The sequence below is a fragment of the Streptomyces sp. MZ04 genome, from assembly GCF_004684775.1.
Taxonomy (GTDB): Bacteria; Actinomycetota; Actinomycetes; order Streptomycetales; family Streptomycetaceae; genus Streptomyces.
The window spans coordinates 1-22,226 of record NZ_SRIC01000087.1 but is presented as its reverse complement, the minus strand read 5'-3'; the positions used below and the strand labels follow the sequence as shown (position 1 = coordinate 22,226).

Sequence of the window (22,226 nt, the reverse complement as noted above, 5' to 3'; positions counted from 1 at the left end):
GCGGAGGGCTCCTGACCCGCGGCGACCGCGGGCTAGAAGAACACCCCGCACCGCAGCAGCACATTCGCGTACGGCGTCGCCTCGCCTGTGCGGATGATCAGGCGGGCGGCCGCCGTGAGGTGTTTCAGTTCCTCGTGCGGGACCAGGTGGAGAGGGGCGACGCGACTGGTCAGGAGGTGGGCCGCGGGCGGGTTCGCCTCGTGGAGCTCCGTCGCCGCCGTGCCGCCCTCCGTCACCAGTTCCGCCAGTACGCCGTCCAGGACCTCGGCGAAGGACGGGACCCCGGCCCGGAAGGCCAGGTCGACCACGCGTGGACCCGGCGGGATCGGCATGCCCGCGTCGCAGATCAGGACCGTGTGGCCGTGGCCCAACTCGGCTATGGCGCCCGCGAGTTCGCGGTTCAGGATGCCGGACTTCTTCACGGCCGGGGCTCGACTTCCTTCGCCGACCGGGGCTCGAGTTCCTCCGCCCTCGGGTACGACTCCTGCGCACCCCTCCGCGTGACCGACGACGCGCCCACACGTGCGGCGAACGCGGCCGCCGTCGCGAGGTCGTCACCCTGGCCCAGACGCCAGGCCAGGGCGGCGGTGAAAGCGTCGCCCGCGCCCGTTGTGTCGACTGCTTCGACCCGTGGACTGGGCACGCGCGTGGGGGAGTTGATGCCGTCCGCCGTCAGGGCGCCCTCCGCGCCCAGGGTGATCACCACCGAGCGGGGGCCGAGGGACAGCAGGGCTCGCGCCCAGTCCTCCGGGGTGCCGGAGGCCGTGTCGGCGCCCAGGATGTAGCGCGCCTCGTGTTCGTTGACCACCAACGGGTCGCAGGCCGCGAGGACTTCGGGCGGCAGAGGGGCGGGGGGAGAGGGGTTCAGGACGAAGCGGGCGGCCGCCGGCAGGGTGCGTACCACCTCCGTGACCGTCTCGATCGGGATCTCCAGCTGGGTCGAGATCACCCGAGACGCGGCGAGCAGGCTGCCCGCCGCGCGGATGTCCTCCGGGGTCAGGCGGGCGTTGGCGCCCGGCGAGACCACGATGCTGTTGTCGCCCGAAGGGTCGACCGTGATCAGCGCGACGCCGGTGGGCGCCCCGCCGACCAGGACGCCGACCGTGTCCGCGCCCGCCGCGCGCTGCGAGTCGAGCAGCAGCCTGCCGTGCGCGTCGTCGCCGACCCGCGCGAGCAGCGCGGTGCGGGCGCCGAGGCGGGCCGCCGCGACCGACTGGTTGGCGCCCTTGCCGCCGGGGTGCGTCGCGAGGTCGGAGCCGAGCACCGTCTCGCCCGGGGCGGGGCGGCGCTCGACGCCGATCACCAGGTCGGCGTTGGCAGAGCCCACGACCAGGAGGTCGTACGAGGCGTCGGCATGGGCGTCATGGGCGGCGTGCATCTCTGGGATCCGGCTCCTGCTCGTGCGTGAGTGAGTGCGTGAGTGCGTGCGTGGGTACGGCGGTGGCGTGACGGTCAGGAGAAGTCGGCCACGCTCTTCCTCGTGACCACCTTCACCGGCACCTTCACCATTGACTCGACGTCCTTGCCCCGTGCCGCGTTCACCGCGTTCCGCACGGCGATCCGGCCCAGCTCATCGGGCTGCTGCGCCACGGACGCGTACAGCGTGCCCGCCTCAACGGCCTTCAGTCCGTCGGGAGTTCCGTCGAAGCCGACCACCGCGACCGACTTGCCCGCCTTGTTGCCGAGCGCCTTGGCCGCGCCCAGCGCCATCTCGTCGTTCTCGGCGAAGACACCGTCGATGCCGGGGTTGGACTGGATGAGGTTCGTCATGACGTCCAGGCCCTTGGTGCGGTCGAAGTCCGCGGGCTGTGAGGCGACGACCTCGATGCCCGGGTACTCCTTGAGGCCGTCGGCGAAGCCCTTGCCGCGCTCGCGGCTGGCCGACGTACCCGCGACGCCCTGGAGCGTGACGATCTTGCCCTTGCCGCCCAGCTTCTCGGCGAGGGTCTTCGCGGCGAGCTTGCCGCCCGCGACGTTGTCGGAGGCCACGAGCGTCGCCGCCTTCGCCTTGTTCACACCGCGGTCGGCGGCGATCACCGGGATGTCCGACTTGTTGGCGCCGCGTACCGCCGGGCCCACCGCGTCCGAGTCGACCGGGTTGACGATGATCGACTTCATGCCTTCGCCGGTGAAGTTCTGCAGCTGGTTGGTCTGTTGGGACGCGTCGTTCTGCGCGTCCGTGACCGTGAGGTCGATGCCCGCCTTCTCGGCCTCCGCCTGCGCGCCCGCCTTCATCTGTACGAAGAAGGGGTTGTTCAGGGTCGAGAGCGACATGCCGATCTTCGTCGTCGTACCGGAGGAACCGTTGTTGAAGAAGGAGACGGCGCCGACCACGGCCGCCACGAGCGCGGCGGCGATCCCGAGCTTCAGGGCTTGCGGCCCCTTGCGCCCGGCCGCACCCGACGTCCCGGAGGAGGCGCCGGGAGTCGCTCCCGCCTTGCGGCGCAGGGTGTCCAGGAGGACGGCGAGCGCGATGACGACGCCGATCACGACCTGCTGCCAGAAGGCGGACACGGAAAGGAGGTTGAGGCCGTTGCGCAGGACCGCGAGGATCAGCGCGCCGATCAGGGTGCCCGACGCCTTGCCGACGCCGCCCGCCAGGCTCGCGCCGCCGATGACGACCGCGGCGATCGCGTCCAGCTCGTAACCCTGTGCGGCCTGCGGCTGCGCGGAGACGAGCCGGGACGCGAGGACGATGCCCGCGACGGCGGCGAAGAGACCGGAGAGGCCGTAGATGACGAGCTTCTGCCGCTTGACGCGAAGGCCGGAGAGGCGGGCCGCCTCCTCGTTGCCGCCGATCGCGTACATGGAGCGGCCGATGTACGTACGGGCCAGGATGACCGCCGTCACCAGACCCATCGCGATCATCACGATCACCGGGACCGGCAGCCAGCCGCCGATCGTGTCACCGAGGTTGGAGACCGAGTCCGGGAACGGGATCGGGCTGCCCTGCGAGATGACCAGGGAGAGACCGCGGGCCACCGAGAGCATCGCCAACGTCGCGATGAACGGCGGGAGTTTGCCGTACGAGACGAGTAGACCGTTGGCGAAACCGCACGCCAGGCCCGTGCCGACCGCGAAGACGACCGCGAGCCAGACCGGCAGACCCTGCGAAGTCGCCGTCCAGGCAAGGACGGTGGCGGAGAGCGCGGCCACCGAGCCGACCGACAGGTCGATGCCCGCCGAGACGATGACGAAGGTCACGCCGAACGCGAGGATCGCGGTCACGGCGGCCTGCACGCCCACGTTGAGCAGGTTCTGGGTCGTGAGGAAGTCGCCGGACAGCAGCGACATCGCCACCACCAGGACGACCAGGGCGCTCAGCGCGCCGTTGTCGAGGAGCAGGCGGCGGAGACCGGTGGCGCCACCCGCGTTGCTCTTCAGCGTTTCAGTGGCCACGGGAGGCCTTCCCTTCGGTTGATCCGTTCTGAACTGCCGTACTGCTGACGCTGCTGACGGCGAGCGCCATCACCGCGTCCTGAGTCGCGTCGTCCGCCGCGAGTTCGCCCGCGATGCGGCCCTGCGCCATGACGAGGACGCGGTCGCTCATGCCGAGGACCTCGGGCAGATCGCTGGAGATCATCAGGACCGCGTGCCCGGAGGCCGTCAGCTCATTGATGAGCTGGTAGATCTCGACCTTCGCGCCGACGTCGATGCCGCGCGTCGGCTCGTCGAGGATCAGCACCTTCGTCTCGGCGAGCAGCCACTTGCCGATGACGACCTTCTGCTGGTTGCCGCCGGAGAGCGTGCGCACATGCTGGCCGAGCCCGGCCATCCGCACGCCGAGCTGCTCGGCGATCCGCGCCGCCGCGACCCGCTGACCCTTCAGGTCGACGAGCCCGGAGCGGGTCGCCGAACGCAGCGTCACCAGACCGAGGTTCTCCTGCACGGAGGCGTCGAGGACGAGCCCCTGGCCCTTGCGGTCCTCCGGTACGAGGCCGATGCCGGCGCCCATCGCTGCGTTCACGTCGTGCCGGGGCAGCCGCTTGCCGTGTACGCCGACCGAGCCCGCGTCGTAGGGATCGGCGCCGAAGACCGCGCGCGCCACCTCGGTGCGACCGGCGCCGACGAGCCCGGCGAGGCCGACGACCTCACCGGCCCGCACCTCGAAGCTGATGTCGTGGAAGACGCCGTCACGGGTGAGGCCCTCGACGGTGAGCAACGCGCCCCCGGTATCGGGGCGTTCGCGCGGATACTGCTGGTCGATGCTGCGGCCCACCATCAGGCGTACGAGCTCGTCCTCGGGCGTCGACGCGGGCACCTGGTCGATGCTGCGGCCGTCGCGCAGGACGGTGACGCGGTCGCCGAGCGCCGCGATCTCCTCCAGGTGGTGGGTGATGAAGACGACGCCGACGCCGTCCTCGCGCAACTGCCGCACGATCGCGAAGAGTCTGTCGACCTCTTCGCTCGTCAGTACGGCGGTCGGCTCATCCATGATCAGGACCCTGGCGTCGAGGCTGAGCGCCTTGGCGATCTCCACCATCTGGAGCCGGGCGATGCCGAGTTCGCGTACCTTGGCGCGGGGTGACACCTGCACGCCGACGCGCTTCAAGAGCTCGTCGGCTGCCGACTCCATCGTCTTCCGGTCGATCATCCCGAAGCGGCGGGGCTGCCGGCCCAGGAAGATGTTCTCGGCGACCGTGAGGTCGGGCACGAGATTGAACTCCTGGTAGATCGTGGCGATGCCGAGCCGCTCGGCGTCCTGCGCCCCGTGGATGCGGACCTCTTCGCCGTCGACCAGGACGCGGCCGCTGTCGGGGCGGTAGGCGCCGGAGAGCATCTTGATGAGCGTGCTCTTGCCCGCGCCGTTCTCGCCGAGCAGGACATGCACCTCGCCGCGGCGCAGGTCGAAGTCGACGGAGTCGAGCGCGACGACGCCGGGGAAGGTCTTGCGTATGCCTTCGATACGCAGCAACTCGTCCTGGTTGCTCACGTGTTGCTCCTCAGGTCGGTGGGGGACTCGCCGCAGGAGCGGCGTACGACGAGACGGGCGGGCAGAGTGACGGACTGCGGGCGCCTGCCCTCGATCCGGTCGGCCAGTGCCCGTACGGCGGCCCGCCCCAGGTCGCCGGTCGGCTGGGCGATCGCGGTGATCGGCGGGTCGGTGTGCACGAACCACGGGATGTCGTCGAACGCCGCGAGCGCGATGTCGTGCGGGACGCTGAGCCCGTGCGCGCGGATCGCGTCGAGCGCGCCGAGCGCCATGAGGTTGTCGGCGGCGAAGATCACCTGCGGCGGCTCGGGCAGCGCGAGGAACCGCTCGGTGGCGCGGCGGCCGCTGTCGGCCTGGAAGTCGCCCTGCCCGATGTACGCCTCCGGAAGCTCGAGCCCGTAGGCCCCGAGCGCCTCCCGGAAGGCCTCGACGCGCTCGCTGCCGGTGGTGGTGGCCGCGGGGCCCGCGATGATGGCGAGCCTGCGGTGGCCGAGCCCGTGCAGATGGGCGACCAGGTCACGGACGGCCTGGCGGCCGTCGGCGCGGACGACGGGGACGTCCACGCCGGGGATCCACCGGTCCACGAAGACCATCGGGGTGCCGGAGCGCGCGGCGTCCAGGATCAGCGGGGAGCCGCCGTCGGTGGGGGAGACCAGGAGCCCGTCGATCCGCCGGTCCAGGAGCGTGCGCACGTGGTGGTCCTGCAGCTCGGGCCGCTCGTCGGCGTTGCCGATGATCACGCTGTAGCCGAGCGCGCGGGCCGCCTCCTCGACGGAGCGGGCCAGGGCCGTGAAGTACGGATTCAGTACGTCGCTGATGACCAGGCCGAGTGTGCGGGTCTGGTCGGTGCGAAGCGACCGGGCGACGGCGTTCGGGCGGTAGCCGAGGCTCTCCACCGCGGCGAGAACGCGGGCCCGCGCGGCCGGGCTGACCGAGGGGTGACTGTTCAGGACGCGGGAGACCGTGGCGACGGAAACGCCCGCCTCGGCCGCGACGTCCTTGATGCTCGCCATCGCCGTCCACCTCCTTGTGGAATCGATTACACGGAGGATTGGAATCGATTACACGGGTGGGTGGCAAGGGGGTGGAGGGGTAGCGAGACCTGATTGTGATGCGGAGGGCTCAGGTGAGCGGAGGGGGTGGCTCGGGTGGGCGCGCGCTCCCGGTCGCGCGCCGGGGCTGTGCTCCGGTTCGTGATCACGGATTCCGATGTACCACCCGGTAGGGCTGCCGGGCGGTACTAGCGTCGCTCACGCCTCAGGGGGACAGCAGGAACACCAGTAGCGAGGAGCAACAGTGTCAACAGAGGGTCTGGGAGCCGACAAGGGCTCCCGCTCGACTACCGGCCCGGTGCCGGACGGTGAGACCAGGATCTTCATGTGGTGGTGGAGAGGGCGGTAGCGAGCGCCTGAGACCGCGGTCTCAGGAACCCGTGGCGCTCGGCTCGACGAGGAAGTCCCGCAGGCTGCGCGCCTGTTCCGGTACGCCGAGTCGTTCGTAGAGCGTCAGCGCGTCCGTCGCGAAACTTCTCGCGGCGGGCGCGCCTTGTGTGACGGCGGCGGTCCGCGCGAGGCCGTCAAGGGCGCGGGCGGCGGCCAAGGGGGTGTCCACCTCGCGGGCGAGCCGGAGCGCTTCGTGATGGGCTTCGAGCGCCGCGTCGTAGCGGCCCAGATGGTGCTGTGCCGTGCCGATCCCGACGAGCGAGCTCACCCGCTCGTACGGGTTGCCGATGCTCCCCGCGATCTGTTCGGCCATGGTGAAGTGCCACAGCGCCTCATTGTGGCGCCGGTGCGCGATGTAGGCCTCGCCCAGGCTGATCAGCGTGTCCGACTCCCCTCGGGAGTCGTGCGCGGCACGGTAACTGCTCAGTGCGCGCTGGAAGTAGGCGAGGGCCTGGTGTGTTCGCCCGGTCGCCTGGCACACGCTGCCCAAGTTGCTGTAGAGGTTGGCCAGTTCCTGGCGTCCGCCCACCTGATGGGCCAGCTCCAACGAGCGTTCGAAGTGGGCTCGAGCCTCTTCGTTCCGGCCGTCGATGCGGTGGATTTCTCCCAGATTGTTCAGGGCGCGCAGTTGGCCGTACGCGTCGCCCCTGGACAAGTGGATGTGGAGCATCGCACGGAAGCGCTCCTCCGCCTCCCGGTGACGGCCCGCCTTGTGCAGCGCCACGCCCTGCACATTGAGGGACTCGGCCTCGCCGTGCGGATCCCGGACCTCGCGGTAGGCCCGCAGCGCTTCGTCGAGGATGTGCAGTGCCGTACTGCCGTCGCCGGCTGCCAGGCGTGCGCGGGCCGACTGCAGCAGCGCGTCGGCGCTTCCCCGCGGATCGCCGAGGTCCTGGAACAGGGCCAGGGCCTCGGTCGCCGAGTGCAGGGCCTCGTCGTGGCCCGACTGGACCAGGAAATCGGCCCGTTCCACCAGGGTGCGGGCCAGGGCCGGGAGGTCTCCTCGTGCGCGCAGGGCCGTCACCGCCGCTTCGTAGAGTTCGGCCGCGGTGTCCCAGGCGCCCCAGAGCTTGAGCGACGGTGACAGGACGTGCGGGAAGAGTGCCGCGTGGCGTGGGGACAGCGCGGCCGCCGTGCGCGCGACCGCCAGGAGGTTGGCCCGCTCCACCGTGAGCCACACGGATGCCTCGTCCGGGTCGGCGAACGCCGCTGCGGACGAGGTGACTTGGTGCTTCAGGTCAGGTGGCAGCCGCAGTGCGCGTCGGTGCGGGTGAGCGCCGCGGTCCGCTTCGTGTGCCGTCGTGAGGAAATGGTCGAGAAGCTCTTCGAGTGCGGCGCGGCGGGCCGGTTCCGGTTCATCGCGGAGGCAGATCCGCCGGCCGTAGGCGCGGGTCAGGTCGTGCAGACGGTAGCGGTCGTGAACCGGCTCCTCGAGCAGGTGGCGGTCGAGGAGCTCCTCCACGCTTCTGCGGGTCGCCGCGGAGGCCGTGTCATGGGGTGTCCCGGTCAGTGCTCGTGCCGCGTCCAGCGTGATGTCCGGGCCCGGGTGCAGTGCCAGGAGGCGGAACAACTGGCGTGTGGGGGCGCTGAGTTCGGCGTACGAGAGATGGAACGCGGAGGTGACCTCGTCGCCCAGTGCGTCCAGCGAACAGCCCGTCGGGGCGAGGCGGCCGACCAGATGATGGAGCCCCCAGGACTCCCGGTGGCGGAAGTGGCTCGCGAGAAGCTGGACGGCCAAGGGGTGTCGGCCGCAGGCCTCCACGATCTGCCGGAGCTCGGTGTCGTCGGCGTCGGCCGAGACACGGGCGGCTCCCGCGACGCGGGTGAAGAGCGCCACGGCCTCCGCCATGGAGAGGACATCGAGGAACAGCGGTGTCGCGCCGTTCAGGCCGGTGAGGCGGTTTCGGCTCGTCACGATCGCGCGGCAGCCGGACGCGCCGGGCAGCAGTGGACCGACCTGCGCGGCGTCCAGGGCGTTGTCGAGGACGACGACCACACGGCGGCGTGCCGTCCACTCCCGCCAGCGTGCCGCCCGCTCGTCGAGGGAATCGGGCAGTCGGTCCGGCACCCCCGCGGCGTGCAGCAGGACCCCGAGTGCCTCGGCGGGGTCGTACGGCGGCTGACCGCTGTACGCGCGCAGGTCCACGTAGAACTGTCCGTCGGGATACGCCTCGCGCAGCCGGTGGGCCGCATGGATGGCGAGGGCTGTCTTGCCGCAGCCCGGCATGCCGTGGATGACCGTGAGCGGGAGGGCGTGGCTCTCGGCTGGGGCGGTCGGCGCGCTGCGGTGTCTCCGCGGTGTGGTCGAAGGGGCCACCGCCGACTCCCCGAGGAGCACGCGCAGTTCACTCACACGGCCCGTGAAATCGCGGGTGTCGCGCGGGAGGTTGTCCCGCGGGAGATCAGCGGGCGAGGCGACGGCGGGCGGCTCGGGCGCAGCCGTGTCCGGATCTGTCGGCGCGCCCGGCAGCACCTCCATCAACGTACGATCCTGCTCCAGAATGCGCAGGTGCAGCTCCTGCAACTGCCCACCGGGCTCGATTCCTTGGCCTTCGCGGAGCCGGCTGCGCGTGGTCCGGTAGAGCGCGAGTGCCTCGTCGGGGCGACCGGAGCGGTACAACGCAAGCATCAGCGAGGCGATCACCTGCTGGGCCAGGGGGTTCTGGGCGGCAAGCTCGTGCAGTTCGCCGATGAGGTCGGCATGCAGGCCCGACTCCAGTTCCAGGCGGATCCGTTCCTCGCGCATGCGGCGATGGTCCTCGACGAGCCGGGATCGTGCCGACTGCGCCCAGGTGCCGGTGAATTCCGTCAGCGGCTCACCCCGCCACAGTGCCTCGGCGGTCCGCAGCAGACCGATGGCCAGGTCCCGCTTGCCCTGCCCCGCGGCCGCGGCGGCGTCCGCGCGCAGCCGCTGGAAGCGCAGCAGGTCGACGTCCTCCCGGTCGACGCGCAGCTGGTAGAGGCGCGGTGCGTACCGCTCCACTCGGGCCAGTTCGCCCACCGACCGGTCAAGCCGTGTGCGCAACCGTGAGAGGTAACTCTGCAGCGTGTCATGGGCGGTGGGCGGCGGTTCGCCGTCCCAGACGCGGTCCATCAGCGCGTCCATCGTGACCGGCTCGCCACGGGCGTGGACCAGCACCGCGAGGACGCAGCGCTCTTTGGGTGATCCGAGCTCGAACTGCCGCCCGTGCTGCCATAGTTCAAGAGGTCCCAGAGCAAGAAGTTCCACCACCACCCCCGATGGGTGCGCTTCTTCCCGCTGCCGCCGGCAGCTCCCGCACATCTGTGCGGAACTCTGCTCACTGTTGCCGCACGGCCAGGGGGAGCAGACAGAGGCGCACGGAGGCGCGGCAGGCGCACAGTGCGGGTGCGCCGCGCGGGGCCGCTCGACCTCGCCGCGCGAGCAGTCACGTGGACTGCAGGATTCCTGCAAGCCGAACGTCCAACCCCCCGGGCATCCCCGACTCGGACGCCGCGAACCGCCGCGGCCGATACGACCAGGGGGCCGAATCAATGAGCACGACCATGCTGGAAGCGCACTGGCGCCATGTGCCGGTGCGCCTGGACGTCGAGCGCTGGGCCACTCGCCCGATCCGCAGGCGGGTCCTCGCCGTGGTGCACACGGTGACCGCCGGACAGCGGCTGCTCGAGGCAGTCCGGTTGCTGGAGGGGGACGCACGGGTGCAGGTGATCTTCACCGCGGCACCCGACGTGTTCAGCAACGGTGTGGCCGCCTTTCTGGCGGAGCTCGGCGGCCTGGTGCTCCCTTGGGACCAGGCCGTCCAGACGCGGTTCGACCTCGCCGTCGCCGCGGGCCATGAAAGCCTGCACGAACTGCACGCGCCGGTGATCGTGCTGCCGCACGGCGCCGGGCACAACAAGCTGGTCTCCGGCGGGCAGCGCGGACGCACGGTCACCGGTCCTGGCGTGTACGGCCTGAGCCGCCAGTGGCTGGTGCGCGACGGCACGGTGGTGCCCGATGCGATCGTGCTCGCCCACCGCGAGGAGCTGGCCCGCCTCGGCCGCGAGTGCCCCGAGGCCGTGCCCGCCGCGGAAGTGGTCGGCGATCCCTGCTTCGACCGGATCGCCGCGAGCCTGCCGTCGCGCGCCCTGTACCGGGAGGCCCTGCACACGAGGGCCCGGCAGCGCCTCGTCCTCATCTGCTCCACCTGGGGGCCCGACTCTCTCCTGGGGCAGGGCTGGGAGCTGCTCGAACAGCTCGTCGCCGAGTTGCCGCGCGACGAGTTCCGGATCGCCGCACTGCTGCACCCGCACGTCTGGAACGCCCATGGGGAGTGGCAGATCCGCAGCTGGCTCGCCGGGCTCGGGCGCGCGGGACTCACCGTGGTGAGCCAGTACTCGGAGTGGGCCGGGGCGCTCGTCGCCGCCGACTACATCGTGGGCGACCACGGTTCCGTCTCGCTGTACGGGGCGATGACGGGCGCGCCCGTCCTGATGGCCGGCCGGACGGACGCGGGCCTCGACCCCAGCTCGCCGCTGGCCGAGCTGCGGGCCTTCGCGCCGCGCCTGCACGCGGACCGCCCGCTGCGCAGGCAGCTGGGCCGCAGTTCGACGACGTACCGTGCACAGCTGTACGCCCAGGTCGCCGCCCGCATCACGTCGGAACCGGGCCAGTTCGCCGGCAGGATGCGCGCGCTGATCTACCGCAAGATGCGACTGCGGGCCCCCGCGGCGCGGCCGACCACGGAACCCGCCCGACTGCCGCGCACGCTGCGTTACGACGAGCCGGGCAGCGTCGTGTCATGACGGTGTGCCGCACGCGGGTGACCCTGGTGCCCGCCGAATCCTGTGCACCGGCCGTGGACGAGCATCTGCGGGTGGAGCTGCCCGCGTCCCGGCCCTGGCCGCCGCTCGCCGATGTACTCGTCGCCGAGGGTGCGGATGCCTCGTACGCCGAGGAACTCGCGGCAGCACACCCGGCCGCGCTCGTGGTGGCGGTGTACCACGGGGCGGAGTGCTGGATGCGGTGCGCGGGGCCCGGGGGGTTTGTGGTGCACCTGACGATGCGGGGTCGGCCTCCGGGACCGCCCTGGCGGATGTGGGCTTCGCTGGCTCACACCTGGCTGGCGTTCTGGCCTCCTGGTGATTCAAGGTGCGACCGCACGCGCTCGGCCTCCGCCGAATCCGGCGAGCCCGCCGCCACGTAGAGGTCCAGCGCTTCCCGGTAGCGGCTTCGGGCGCTTTCCGGCTGCCCGCGCCTGTCGCAGAGCCCGGCCAGGCTCTCGAGGGCGCGGGCGGTCTCGAAGTCCGCGCCCATACCGCGCAGGACGACCAGTGCCCCGGAGAGGTGGGCATCCGCTTCGGCGAGTAGGTTCCGGGCGAGACAGACACGCCCCAGCAGGATCTCCGCGCGGGCCGCGTTGTACGAGTCGCCGGCCTCCCGGAGTGCTGTGTACGCGGCCCGCGCCGCGTCGCCCGACGCCTCGGCGTGTCCACGGGTGAGCGCGACATCGGCGAGGTTGAGTCCGGCAAGGCCGCCGGCCCGCGGGTCACCGACGCGCGGCAGTTCGTCGGCCGCCCGCGTGAAGAGCCGGGCGGCCCGGTCCAGGTCACCGAGCTGCTGGTGGGCCAGGCCCCGGTAGTTCAGCGTGCGGGCGTGCCCGAGTGTGTCCGCGGTGGCCAGGAAGGTACGGGCCGCCCGCTCGAACATCTCCAGGGCCCGCCCGGGGCACCCCATGCCGAGCTCGCCGATTCCGCCGGAGGTGAGCATCCGGCACTCCGCCGCCGCGTCCCCCAACTCCGTTGCCGCTGCCAGGCCTTCCTCGTGAGCGGCACGCCACTCCTGGTAGTACTTGCGCCGCAAAAAGAGCGGCCACAGCGCGTCGGCGAGCTGCCAGCCGACGGTCGGGAAGCCCGCGGGCCGCGCGCGGCGGAGCACCGCCATGAGGTTGGGCAGCTCGTGCTCGAGCCAGTCGAGCGCGCTGCCCGGATCGTCGCCGAAGTCCGCGGCGTGCACCGGCCCTTCGCCGTAGTCGCGGTCCATCGTGCGGTGCTGCGGGTCGACGATCCGCTCGGCGTGCGTCGCGGTGACCAAGTAGTGGTCGGCGATGCGCCGCAGGGCCGCGGCACGCTCCCGTGCGGGCTCGTCCTGCTCGCTCTTCGCGGCCGCGTGGAGGCGTACGAGATCATGGAAGCGGTAGCGCTCATCGCCGGTGTCGACAAGGAGATTCGCGTCGTGCAGTGCGTCGAGGGGCTCCTCGGCGTCCTCGCCGAGGGCCGCCGTGGCAGCCGCGGCGGCGAACTCGGGGCCGGGGTGCAGGCCGAGGAGGCGGTAGAGCCGCGCGGCCCGCGGCGACAGGCTTTGGTACGAAAGGTCGAGCGCCGCCATCACGCTGTGGTCGCCTTCGATCGCCAACGCCTCCAGGCGGTCGTGCTCCTCGGTCAGCGCACGCACCATCGTGGTGATGCGTCGCCGTGGACGTGCCGCGAGCCGGGCCCCGGCCACCCGGACGGCAAGGGGCAGCCCGGCACACAACTCGACCAGCTCCAGGGCCTCTTGCGGTTGTGCGGCCACTCGGCCGTCGGCAAGCGTGGCCGCCAGGAGTTCGACCGCCGCCGCCGGTGCGAGCGGTTCCAGGTACACCGCGTAGCAGCCGTCGACGGTCAGGCCGGGGATGCGCCAACGGCTGGTCACCGCCGTCACGTTCTGTCCGCCGGGCAGCAGGGGCCTGACCTGGGCGGCGCTCGCGGCGTCGTCGAGGAGCACCACGATCCGTCGCCCCATGGTCAACGAGCGGTACAGGGCCACCCGTTCGGCGAGCGCTGTCGGCAGCCGCCGGGTGGGGATGCCCAGGGCGCGCAGGAAGCGGCCGACGACTTCGCCGGGGTCCGCGGGCCCGCCCGGAGACTGGGCCCCCAGGTCGGCGTAGAGCTGCCCGCCGGGAAAGTCGGGGCGCAGGGCGTGCAGCCAGGCCAGCGCGACCGCGGTCTTGCCGACTCCGCCCAGGCCACTGACCGCGGCAAGGGTGGGATGCCCGTCACGGCCGGCGCGGGCGCGGTGCGACTCCAGGGCGCCCAGCTCGGCTGTGCGGTCGGTGATGCGGGCGGACGGCGGCAGCTGCCAGGGCGCCTGCCGCTCGACGGCGGTCGCGCGGATGTGGATGTCGCCGTGCACGGCACCGGCCTGCACTACGGGACCGTGCACCGTGCCGCTCAACTCGTTGTGGCCGCCGTGCTCCTGCCCCCGCACCCGTTCCCCTCCGACCGCGTGGTGAGTACCAGCTTCTGGAGGAATCCTTTCCGTACAAGCAATCGATATCCGTCAGGCGGGGGTGACCTGGCTCTCCCTTGCCGAGCCCTAGCCGAACGGCACCGTCAGCCACGGGCTGTCCGGGTCCGAGACCAGTTCCCGGTGGGCGTGCAGCACCGTCGTGTACCAGTCGCCGAAGTGCTCCTCGTCGAAGTGCAGGCACCTGCCGAGGACGTATCCGGCGGAGAACTCCTCCCACGAGCCGTACGCCGACTGCGCCGCGTGGCCCGCGCGTTCGATGGCCTCGTGCAGCTCGGCGTGTGTCGCGTAGCGCGCGCCCCTGCCCCAGCGGGCCATCTTCGAGGCGCGGCCGATGTCCCAGGCCGCGACGGAGGCGACATGGCCGTCGGCCGGCAGGAGGCCGTCGGCGCGGAAGCGGGACTCGTAGCGCAGCACCTTGCCCACCAGGCCGCGCAGCGCGGCGACGAAGTCGTCCAGGTCCGGGTCGTCGCCCGGCCTGTGCGGGGCGTCGGGGCCTTCCGACTCGAACACGCGGTTGCGGATGGTCACTTCCACGCACTGGCGCCACAGCTCGGGATCGACTCGGGGGCCGTACTCTGCGATCAGCGAGGTGCGGGCGCCGAGGACGAAGTCCCAGTACCAGGGGCTGACTTCACGGTTCAGGAGCCGCTCCTGCACGCCGAGCCACTCCTCGCGGTCGTGTACGCCCCACCACTCCTCGAGGCGTTCGACCTCGGAGTGGTAGCCCGCGCCGTGCCAGTCGAGGGTGTTCCAGGCGTCGCCGTTGGCGAAGCAGAGGTGGGCTCCGCAGGCCAGGCCGCGCAGCAGCGTGACGGAATCGGGGGCCCCGGTGCGGCGGGTGTCGACGCGGTCCATGAGGCGGCCGGAGTCGTAGTTGGCCTCGTGCAGATCCGCCCACACCTCCCGCTCGTCGTCGGTCGTCAGGAAGAACTGCTGGCACGGGGTTGCCGCGTTGACCACCAAGAGGTCGATGTCGACGGGGAGTTCGTTCGCCAGCGTGCCGAGCGTGACGAACTCGTACACCACCTCCGGATGCGGCCGCGGCAGCACGCCCGCGGTGTACATCTGCGCCACCTTGCGGCCGTCCGGGACGTCGATGGTGAGGACGGGGCGTTCCGTCGCGCCCGGCGCCACGTCGCTCATCGCCACCGGGCGGTAGAGGCCCGTGATGGAGATGGCCCGGAGGTAGGTGTAGGCGTCGTCGGCCTCGGCGAGTTCGTAGAGGTGCTCTTCGAGGTCGGCGGGCGCCTGCCAGGGAGTTCCGTCCTCCGGCGCGTCGAGGTCGGGGAAGATGTCGTCGTGGTACTCGTCCTCGGCTGCGGGGACGGCTGCGCCGTGCATGCGGGAGTCTCCGTGGTGGGCGGCGCGCGGGGTCCGCGCGCGGGTTCGCGGTGGATCTTGAACCGTAACGGAACCACGGAACTACCGCGCCTTCGGCACCTGGACCGGCACCTGGACCGGCACCTGGTCCGGCACCTGCACCGGCACCGACTTCAAGCCGTTGATGAAGTTGGAGACGAGCCGCCGCGGTGGCCCGGCCAGATCGGCGGGCGCGCTCCATGCGTCGCGGAACTCCTCGTACAGGACACGGAGTTGGAGGCGGGCGAAGTGTGCGCCCAGGCAGACGTGTGGGCCCTCGCCGAAGGAGACGTGGGGGTTGGGGGTGCGGGACAGGTCCAGGCGGTGCGGGTCGGTGAAGACGCGCTCGTCGTGGTTGGCCGAGGCGTGGAAGACGACCACCTTGTCCCCGGCGCGGATGGTCCTGCCCGCAAGGCGCGTGTCGCGGGTGGCCGTGCGGCGGAAGGTGAGCACGGGTGGGTGGTGGCGGAGCAGTTCGTCCACCGCGGTGGCGAGCGGGGCGTCGCCGTCGCGCAGGCGGCGGTACTCGTCCGGGTGCTCGATGAGCGCGAGGAGACCACCGGGCGCCGCGCTGCGTACGGTGTCGTTGCCCGCGACCGTGAGCAGGAAGAAGAACATCTCCAGCTCGGGGGCGGTCAGTTCGGGGTCGGTGGCGAGGGTCGTCATGATGTCGTCGGCGGGCGCGCGGCGTTTGTGCGCCGCCAGGTCCTGGGCGTAGGCGAACATGTCGCGCAGCATCGCCGGGGAGCGCGGATTGACCGGTTTTCCGTCCGGGCCGAGCGTCAACTCGCCTGCCTCGTCGGGGTCCTGGTAGCCGATCACGCGCTGCGTCCAGTGCAGCAGCAGGCCGCGGTCGGCGTCGGGCACGCCGAGGAGATCGGAGAGGTTGAGCAGCGCGTAGTCGTCGGTGATGTCGGTGACGAGATCGCAGGTGCCGTCGCCCGCGCGGGCCCGGTCCGTCGCGGCGCCGAGCAGGGCCCGGGCCCGGTCGCGGGCCAGGGACTCGAAGCGCTCCACGCGCCGGGGCGTGAAGGCGCGGCTGACCAGACGCCGCAACCTGCCGTGGCCAGGCGGGTCCTGATTGAGCATCATGCGCCGGATGAACGGCAGGTCGTCCGGGTCGGGATCGCGGATCTGGGTGGCGCCCAGGTGCGAGGAGAAGGCGCCGGAGTCCCTGAGGACGTGGACGACGTCCGCGTGCCGGGTCACCGCCCAGAAGCCGGGCCCTGCGGGCCAGTCGAGCACCTCCGGCTCGTCCTGCCAGGCGACGGGCTGCCGGTCACGGAGTGTGCGGTAGCGGTCGTGCGGGACTCCGGACGCGTACTGCCGAGGGTCGAACACGTCGGGCATGGCGGTGAGTTCGGGGAGTTCACCGTCTCCCGAACGAGGAGTTCGTACGCTCATGACGAACCGTCGCGCCCCTCGCCGCCCGCCTCGTCCTCCCGCAGGAAATCCTCCACGGCGCTGATGAGGGCGAGCGGAGTCTCGTCCATCGCGTAGTGGCCCGCCTCGGCGAGCTCGACCAGCTCGGCGCGCGCGTACCAGCGCAGCCAGGTCCGGCGCATCAGCTCCGCCCCCAGGGCGGGATCCAGCGCGCCGACCACCGCGAGCGCCGGCACGATCGAGCCCTCGATCCGGTCGTGGAAGTCCTCGCGCGCCCAGGAGTCGAGCCAGGCGCGGAAGGCCTTCGCGTCACTGACCGCGAGGGAGCGCTCCATCATGCGGTCGAGCCAGGCCGCGGGCCGTGTCCCGCCGGTGGTCACGTCCATGATCGCGCGGCGGTTCCCCGGCAGCCGGTCGGCCTCGGCGAACAGCTCCCACTGCTCCGGGGGCAGGTCGAGGCCGGACGCGGGCACGGGGGAGACGCCGACCAGCCTGCGGACCCGGTGCGGTGCGAGCGCCAGGACCCGCTGGGCGACGCTGGCGCCCATGGAGTGGCCGATCAGCGAGAAGCGGTCCCAGCCGAGGCGGTCCGCGAGTGCGACGACATCGGTGGCCCCCTCGGAGGCCGTGTACGCGCCGACGGCGTCCTTCGCCTCCCCGTACCCGCGCAGATCGACCACCGCGTACTGGAACGAGGCGCGGTCGAGGTCCGCGAGCACCGGCTCGTACGCCGAGCGGTCGGCGAGCCAGCCGTGCACGGCGATCACCTTGTGCGGACCGTCGCCGATCAGGACATGGGGGAGGGGGAAGGAGGGCAGGGAGGCCACGTCGACTCCGATCGCCGGTACGGAAAGGGCCGTTCACAGGGCCGTTCGTGGCGGCCCGTGACCACCGTGGCCGCAACCCGCCGGGACCGCAAGGGCGCACCGAGCGCACCGAGCGCGCGGAGTGATTCCCGAGGAAGGGGGAAGCTTGGCGTTCGGCCTGCGCTCGGGGCGTACGGATGGTCAGAATGTGGCATGGCCATCCGCCGCCTCAGTTACCGGCTCGACGAGGAGCCGGACACCGGAGCCGTCCGTCTGATTCCCGCACCGCAGGGACCGGAGGATCAGGAGAAGCAGGAGCAGCTGGAGCTGGAGGGGGAACGGCCCCTGGAAGTCGATGAGTTGGCCGAGTGCGTCCTCGCTGTGGGCCACCGTCGTGGGCTCAGCCGCAGCAGGCTCCCCGGAGGCGGCAGCCTCCTCTGCGCGACCGACGCCGAACAGCGGGTCGAGGTCGTGTTGGCCGACTCTCCGGATGAACTCCCGCCGCCCGCCGCCGACTTGGGCACCGAACAGCTCATCGCCTTCGCCCGCACACACGCCTCCCGTGTCGAGCCCTTCCTCGCTGATGTGCGCCGCCTCTTCGAGGAGCGCGCGGGGCGCCAGATCGTCGTCGCCGAGCACGACCCGGAGACCGTGGCCCACTGGGTCGCCCTCGCCTGCGCCTCGCTGCCTCACGCGTACGCCGTGTCGCTGACGTTCAGCACCTGGGCCGACGCCCCGCGGCGCGCCCCGCAGCAGATCATCGGCATCGGCCCGGACGCGGAGTTCGACCGCTTCCACGGCCCGACGCTCGACCACTTCTACCGCGTGCACTACGGCGTGGGCGGCCAGGGCAGTTCACCCCTCGCCGACACCTGGGCCGAGGTGACCGCCAAGGAGTGGATCGAGGGGGCACCGCCCGACCCGCCGTCCGACGGAAGCGACCCGTTCGGTGTGACGCGGCCGCCGCTCGACGTGGGCAAGCTGATGGCCATGTCCGACGCCGCCCGGCGCGAGGCCGTCCGCGCCCACGCCGAGCCCGCTGAGGAAGGCCTGCAGAGGGAGCGAGGCCAGCATGATCCAGGGGATGTCCGCCGCGCCCCGGTGGTCGACCGCGCGGCGCACCCGTGCCGTGCGGACGCCCAGGCCGTCGAGGGCCGAGACGAGCTCGTGCCGCAGATCGTCGGAGGCTTCCCGGTCCAGGAGCAGCTCCGCGGGCAGCGGCGCGTCGGTCATGTAGGAGGTTCCTTCCCGGAGCTGGTCCAGGCCCCTTTCGGAGCCGAGTTCACGAGTTCAGTCCCGCAGCCTAGAGCGGCCGGACCGGCTCGTGCGGGGAAACCTACGATTCCGCCGCCGCCCCGTCCACGGCCTTCCGCTCCAGCTCGGCGAGGCGCGAGCGCGCCGCCGCGCGGCCGTGCTCGGTGTCCTGCAGCGCCACATACAGCCGTTGGGCCCGTATCGCCTGGGTGTAGTCGCCGATGAGGCCCAACTCGTTGCCGAGGAAGGTCAGTTGAGTCGCGTCGGATTCGGTGTCGTCCAGCTCGCGGATCAGGTAGGCGCGGGCCGTCTCGATGAGGCCGAGGCCGCGCGCGAGCTCCAGCCAGGTGGATTCCGGTTCGTCGTCGGGATCCACCCCGTAGTTGGAATCGTCGAACGAGCGCGCCCATGCGCGAACCTGCTCCGCCTCCTCGGGGAGCCCGCCGAGACCGCACCACGTGTCGTAGTCCGTCTCGTGGACGTCCCGCAGCAGCGGAAGGTCCTCCGCGAGGCCGTAGAGGCCCACCAGGACGACCGCGAGCCGCAGTTCGTCGGACATGGAAGCGCTCGCCTCGTGCTTCAGGAGGTGGCGCAGGAGGGCACGGTCCGTGTTCCGCCGGTCGTACTGGGCGGCCCGCAGCGCCGCCACCCGGCGCGGACGGCTTCCGGCCACCGCGTCCCAGGTCGCGCGGTCGCCCGTCCGCAACAGGGCCAGGTCCGTGCGCCCCCTGGTGAGCACCTGCTCCCACAGGGGCGGGCGCGGATGGGGGTCGAGGCGCCGGTAGGCGAGGTGCTCGACCGCGTTGAGCAGGAGGTGGTCCGGCTCGGTGCGCAGCAGCGCGGCGTGCAGGCGCGCGACGAGCTGCACGGGAGAGCGCTCCGGGAACCCGAGCGCGGCCCGCAGCTCGGCGCGGTGCGCGTCGAGATCGGGCACGCAGTCCTCGCGGAAGTCGCCCTCCGTGTCGGCGATCTCGGCCAGGATGCGCGCCTCGTCGTCGTCCGGCGAGAGCCTCACGTAGTCCTGCCAGCCGGGCAGGCCGACGAGGATCTCCAGGGCCTCGTCCACGCTGTCCCCGATGACCCCGGCCGAACCCTCGGAGTCGGCGTACAGCACGGATCCGTCCGCGCACACGAAGTACGTGCCCCCGGAGTCGTCCCCCGCGATCGCCTCCAGCGGACCGCCGGAGGCCAGCCGCACCTCTTCGACGTGGTCCGTCCGGGACAGGTCGAATGCGAAAGGGAACGCCGCCAGCTCGGCCAGGCGCGGGTCCTGTCGCAGCAGACGCAGTGCACGTTCGGTCATGTTCCGAAAGTAACAGCGTCAACTGACAGCAGACCCGCATCAGGAGCACTCGCTTCCCTATGCGGTTTCCGAGACTTTTCTTGCGGAATGAGGCATTCACGGAACTTGGCCGGTGCGTACGGAGTCTTCTGAGTCGTACATGTTCTTTGCTGCGCGCAACGTTGACCGCGTTGCCGAACACGGGGGTTGTTCCGCCTTGACCGACATCGACATCATCGATCCGTACGTGACCCCGCTGCCGGTCCCGCCGGTGCTGCGGCCCGCATCCGGGGACGTACGGGAAGAGACCGAGATCGCGCTGCGCCCGGCCTGGGTGCGGCTGCACCCGCAGCTGCCGCCGACCTTGATGTGGGGGTACGACGGCTGCGTGCCGGGCCCGACCATCGAGGTGCGGCGCGGTGAGCGCGTAAGGATCGCGTGGACCAACCGCATCCCCAAGGAGGGCGAGTATCCCGTCACGGCCGTGGAGGTGCCGCAGGCGGACCCGAGCCCGGCCACCGAGCCGGGGCGCGGCGGCGTCGAGCCGAACAAGGACGTGGCCGCGCTGCCCGCCTGGACGGTCACGCACGTGCACGGCGCGCAGACGGGCGGCGGGAACGACGGCTGGGCCGACAACGCGGTGGGGTACGGCGACGCACAGCTCGCCGAGTACCCGAACGACCACCAGGCGGTGCAGTGGTGGTACCACGATCACGCCATGAACATCACGCGCTGGAACGTCCAGGCGGGGCTCTACGGCACGTATCTCGTCAGGGACGACGAGGAGGACGCGCTCCATCTCCCCTCCGGGGAGCGGGAGATCCCGCTCCTGCTCGCCGACCGGAACCTGGACACGGACGAAGACGGCCGGCTCAACGGCCGCCTGCTGCACAAGACCGTCATCGTCCAGGCCGAGAACCCCGAGACGGGCAAGCCCGTCTCGCTGCCCTTCACGGGCCCGTACACCACGGTCAACGGCCGCATCTGGCCGTACGTGGACGTCGACCCGGCGTGGCACCGCTTCCGCCTGGTCAACGCGTCGAACGCCCGCATCTACGACCTCGTCCTGGTGGACGAGGACAACAACCCGGTGCGCGGGGCGCTGCACCAGATCGGCAGTGACGGCGGCCTCCTGCCGCGTCCGGTGCCGGTCGACTTCGACGAGGCGCTGCCCACGCTCACCGTCGCCCCTGCCGAGCGGATGGACCTGCTCATCGACTTCCGCGCGCTCGCGGGCAAGCGGGTGCGGCTCGTCAACAAGGGCAGCGGCCAGGCCCCCGGGGTGCCGGACCCGGCGAACGACGTGCGCTACCCGCAGGTCATGGAGTTCCGCGTAGGGGACACGGAGACGCAGGACGACTTCGCGCTGCCGGAGATCCTCTCCGGCTCGTTCCGCCCGCTGAGCCATGACGTCGAGCACGGGCACCGGCTGATCGTGCTGACGCCGCCGGCCACGAAGGGCGGTGGCGGCCATCCGGAGATCTGGGAGATGGCCGAGATCAAGGACGCGGGCGACGTCCACGTCCCGGCCGAGGGAGTCGTCCAACTCCGCGGCGAGGACGGCAAGATCAAGACCTACCGGCGCACCGCCCGCACCTTCAACGACGGCCTGGGCTTCACCGTCGCCGAGGGCAGCCACGAACAGTGGAGCTTCCTGAACCTCGCGGTGGACCCGCCGGTGACCCACCCCATGCACATCCACCTGGCCGACTTCCAGCTCCAGGGGCGCGACGCCTACGACGTATCAGGCTTCGACGTCACCCTGGGCGGCACCCGGACCCCGATCGCCTTCGACCCGAAGACGGAGATCCCCCTCGCCCCGAACGAGCGGGGCTGGAAGGACGTCTTCCTGGTCCCCGGCGGTCAACTGCTGCGTGTGATGGGCAGGTTCGACGGCGCCTACGGCCGCTTCATGTACCACTGCCACCTCCTGGAACACGAGGACATGGGCATGATGCGCCCCTTCGTGGTGATGCCCAAGGAGGCCCTGAAGTTCGACCACGGGGCGGGGCACGGGGGCCACTAGCGGTAGCTGTCCGCCTGGACATCACTCTTTCGGGGATCGTCGCGCGGGGTCACGCCGGGTAGGGCTGTGGCCGGAGGCGAGCCATGGAACAGACTGCGTTGCGTCCCAAGCCGCTGCCCGGGCAGGGGCCCGGGAGCGGCCGTAGGTTCGGTACCGGAATCAGGCGGAGGCTCGGCGGCGCCGCCCGGAATCCCGGCGCGGGCGGTCGTGGGCCCGGTGCCGGGCATCGGCCGCATGCCGCCCGCAGGCGTGGCCGACGGCTGCGGACCCTGCTCTTCGGGGTGCTCTTCTCGACGGTCCTCGTGCTGTCGGGGGTGGGCCTCGGCACGGTCGGCGCCACCGTCATCGGCTTGAGCAAGCTGGCCGACATGCAGAAGCTGTCTCTTATACGCATCTCCGAGCCCACGAGACGCTCATGAATCAAAACATTACGAGTCGTCAGTACGATAACGGGAAGCACGTCTTCATCCTCGTCTCGGGTACAGATAC

At 71.5% G+C, this 22,226-nt stretch carries 16 protein-coding genes and 1 pseudogene; 3 read left to right on the top strand and 14 right to left on the bottom strand.

From position 1 onward, the window contains the following. Window positions 1-32 precede the first annotated feature (32 nt). From rbsD to E2651_RS19665, 6 genes are all read right to left on the bottom strand, one after another. Entirely contained in the window at window positions 33-422 is a 390-nt protein-coding gene (gene rbsD, locus E2651_RS19690) for a D-ribose pyranase (RefSeq protein ID WP_135332491.1), read from the bottom strand. Then, window positions 419-1,378, bottom strand: coding sequence for a ribokinase (locus tag E2651_RS19685; RefSeq protein WP_135332490.1), 960 nt, complete (start codon window positions 1,376-1,378; stop codon window positions 419-421). The genes rbsD and E2651_RS19685 overlap by 4 nt, the downstream gene beginning before the upstream one ends. A gap of 74 nt (window positions 1,379-1,452) precedes the next feature. Next, on the bottom strand, window positions 1,453-3,399 hold the full coding sequence (locus E2651_RS19680; RefSeq protein ID WP_135332489.1) for a substrate-binding domain-containing protein: 1,947 nt from the start codon (window positions 3,397-3,399) through the stop codon (window positions 1,453-1,455). Continuing rightward, window positions 3,389-4,933, bottom strand: coding sequence for a sugar ABC transporter ATP-binding protein (locus E2651_RS19675; protein WP_135332488.1), 1,545 nt, complete (start codon window positions 4,931-4,933; stop codon window positions 3,389-3,391). The genes E2651_RS19680 and E2651_RS19675 overlap by 11 nt, the downstream gene beginning before the upstream one ends. After that, window positions 4,930-5,946 carry a LacI family DNA-binding transcriptional regulator gene (locus tag E2651_RS19670; RefSeq protein WP_135332487.1) on the bottom strand — a complete coding sequence of 339 codons (1,017 nt, stop codon included), beginning with the start codon at window positions 5,944-5,946 and terminating at the stop codon, window positions 4,930-4,932. The genes E2651_RS19675 and E2651_RS19670 overlap by 4 nt, the downstream gene beginning before the upstream one ends. A 409-nt stretch (window positions 5,947-6,355) precedes the next feature. Next, the gene (locus E2651_RS19665; protein WP_245239016.1) at window positions 6,356-9,604 is read right to left on the bottom strand and encodes a tetratricopeptide repeat protein; all 3,249 of its coding nucleotides are present in this window, start codon (window positions 9,602-9,604) and stop codon (window positions 6,356-6,358) included. A gap of 284 nt (window positions 9,605-9,888) precedes the next feature. Between E2651_RS19665 and E2651_RS19660 the strand changes: the two genes are divergently transcribed. Then, window positions 9,889-11,142 carry a hypothetical protein gene (locus E2651_RS19660; RefSeq protein ID WP_135332485.1) on the top strand — a complete coding sequence of 418 codons (1,254 nt, stop codon included), beginning with the start codon at window positions 9,889-9,891 and terminating at the stop codon, window positions 11,140-11,142. Here the strand turns inward: E2651_RS19660 and E2651_RS19655 are convergent. The 8 genes from E2651_RS19655 to E2651_RS19620 form a co-directional block, all read right to left on the bottom strand. Next, on the bottom strand, window positions 11,112-11,342 hold the full coding sequence (locus E2651_RS19655) for a hypothetical protein (RefSeq protein ID WP_135332484.1): 231 nt from the start codon (window positions 11,340-11,342) through the stop codon (window positions 11,112-11,114). The two genes, E2651_RS19660 and E2651_RS19655, sit on opposite strands and share 31 nt — an antisense overlap. 107 nt (window positions 11,343-11,449) lie before the next feature. Next, window positions 11,450-13,585: a tetratricopeptide repeat protein gene (locus E2651_RS19650; RefSeq protein ID WP_135332483.1), complete on the bottom strand. Its 2,136-nt coding sequence runs from the start codon at window positions 13,583-13,585 to the stop codon at window positions 11,450-11,452. 108 nt (window positions 13,586-13,693) lie between these two features. After that, entirely contained in the window at window positions 13,694-14,968 is a 1,275-nt protein-coding gene (locus tag E2651_RS19645) for a DUF1266 domain-containing protein (RefSeq protein WP_135332482.1), read from the bottom strand. Between the two features lie 81 nt (window positions 14,969-15,049). Next, on the bottom strand, window positions 15,050-16,390 hold the full coding sequence (locus tag E2651_RS19640; RefSeq protein WP_135332481.1) for a cytochrome P450: 1,341 nt from the start codon (window positions 16,388-16,390) through the stop codon (window positions 15,050-15,052). Next, window positions 16,387-17,187: an alpha/beta hydrolase gene (locus E2651_RS19635; protein ID WP_135332495.1), complete on the bottom strand. Its 801-nt coding sequence runs from the start codon at window positions 17,185-17,187 to the stop codon at window positions 16,387-16,389. Before E2651_RS19635 ends, E2651_RS19640 begins: the two co-directional genes overlap by 4 nt. Before the next feature lie 189 nt (window positions 17,188-17,376). Further along, window positions 17,377-17,835 (bottom strand): hypothetical protein, encoded by a 459-nt coding sequence (locus E2651_RS19630; protein ID WP_135332480.1) that lies wholly within the window; start codon window positions 17,833-17,835, stop codon window positions 17,377-17,379. A gap of 195 nt (window positions 17,836-18,030) precedes the next feature. Further along, window positions 18,031-18,408 (bottom strand): hypothetical protein, encoded by a 378-nt coding sequence (locus tag E2651_RS44675; RefSeq protein ID WP_209446191.1) that lies wholly within the window; start codon window positions 18,406-18,408, stop codon window positions 18,031-18,033. A gap of 103 nt (window positions 18,409-18,511) precedes the next feature. After that, window positions 18,512-19,732, bottom strand: coding sequence for a hypothetical protein (locus E2651_RS19620; protein ID WP_135332479.1), 1,221 nt, complete (start codon window positions 19,730-19,732; stop codon window positions 18,512-18,514). Window positions 19,733-19,928: 196 nt separating this feature from the next. Between E2651_RS19620 and phsA the strand changes: the two genes are divergently transcribed. After that, window positions 19,929-21,737, top strand: a complete 1,809-nt coding sequence (gene phsA / locus E2651_RS19615; protein WP_245239014.1) for an O-aminophenol oxidase PhsA — start codon at window positions 19,929-19,931, stop codon at window positions 21,735-21,737. An 83-nt stretch (window positions 21,738-21,820) separates the two neighbouring features. Then, a pseudogene (locus tag E2651_RS19610) lies at window positions 21,821-22,114 on the top strand (hypothetical protein); the annotation flags it as partial. Between the last annotated feature and the right edge of the window lie 112 nt (window positions 22,115-22,226).

Coding starts and splice junctions, on each gene's coding strand:
- E2651_RS44675 (WP_209446191.1), bottom strand. CDS start 18,408: ATGACCGACGCGCCGCTGCCCGCGGAGCTGCTCCTGGACCGGGAAGCC.
- E2651_RS19620 (WP_135332479.1), bottom strand. CDS start 19,732: ATGACCGAACGTGCACTGCGTCTGCTGCGACAGGACCCGCGCCTGGCC.
- E2651_RS19660 (WP_135332485.1), top strand. CDS start 9,889: ATGAGCACGACCATGCTGGAAGCGCACTGGCGCCATGTGCCGGTGCGC.
- E2651_RS19640 (WP_135332481.1), bottom strand. CDS start 16,390: ATGAGCGTACGAACTCCTCGTTCGGGAGACGGTGAACTCCCCGAACTC.
- E2651_RS19685 (WP_135332490.1), bottom strand. CDS start 1,378: ATGCACGCCGCCCATGACGCCCATGCCGACGCCTCGTACGACCTCCTG.
- E2651_RS19670 (WP_135332487.1), bottom strand. CDS start 5,946: ATGGCGAGCATCAAGGACGTCGCGGCCGAGGCGGGCGTTTCCGTCGCC.
- E2651_RS19645 (WP_135332482.1), bottom strand. CDS start 14,968: ATGCACGGCGCAGCCGTCCCCGCAGCCGAGGACGAGTACCACGACGAC.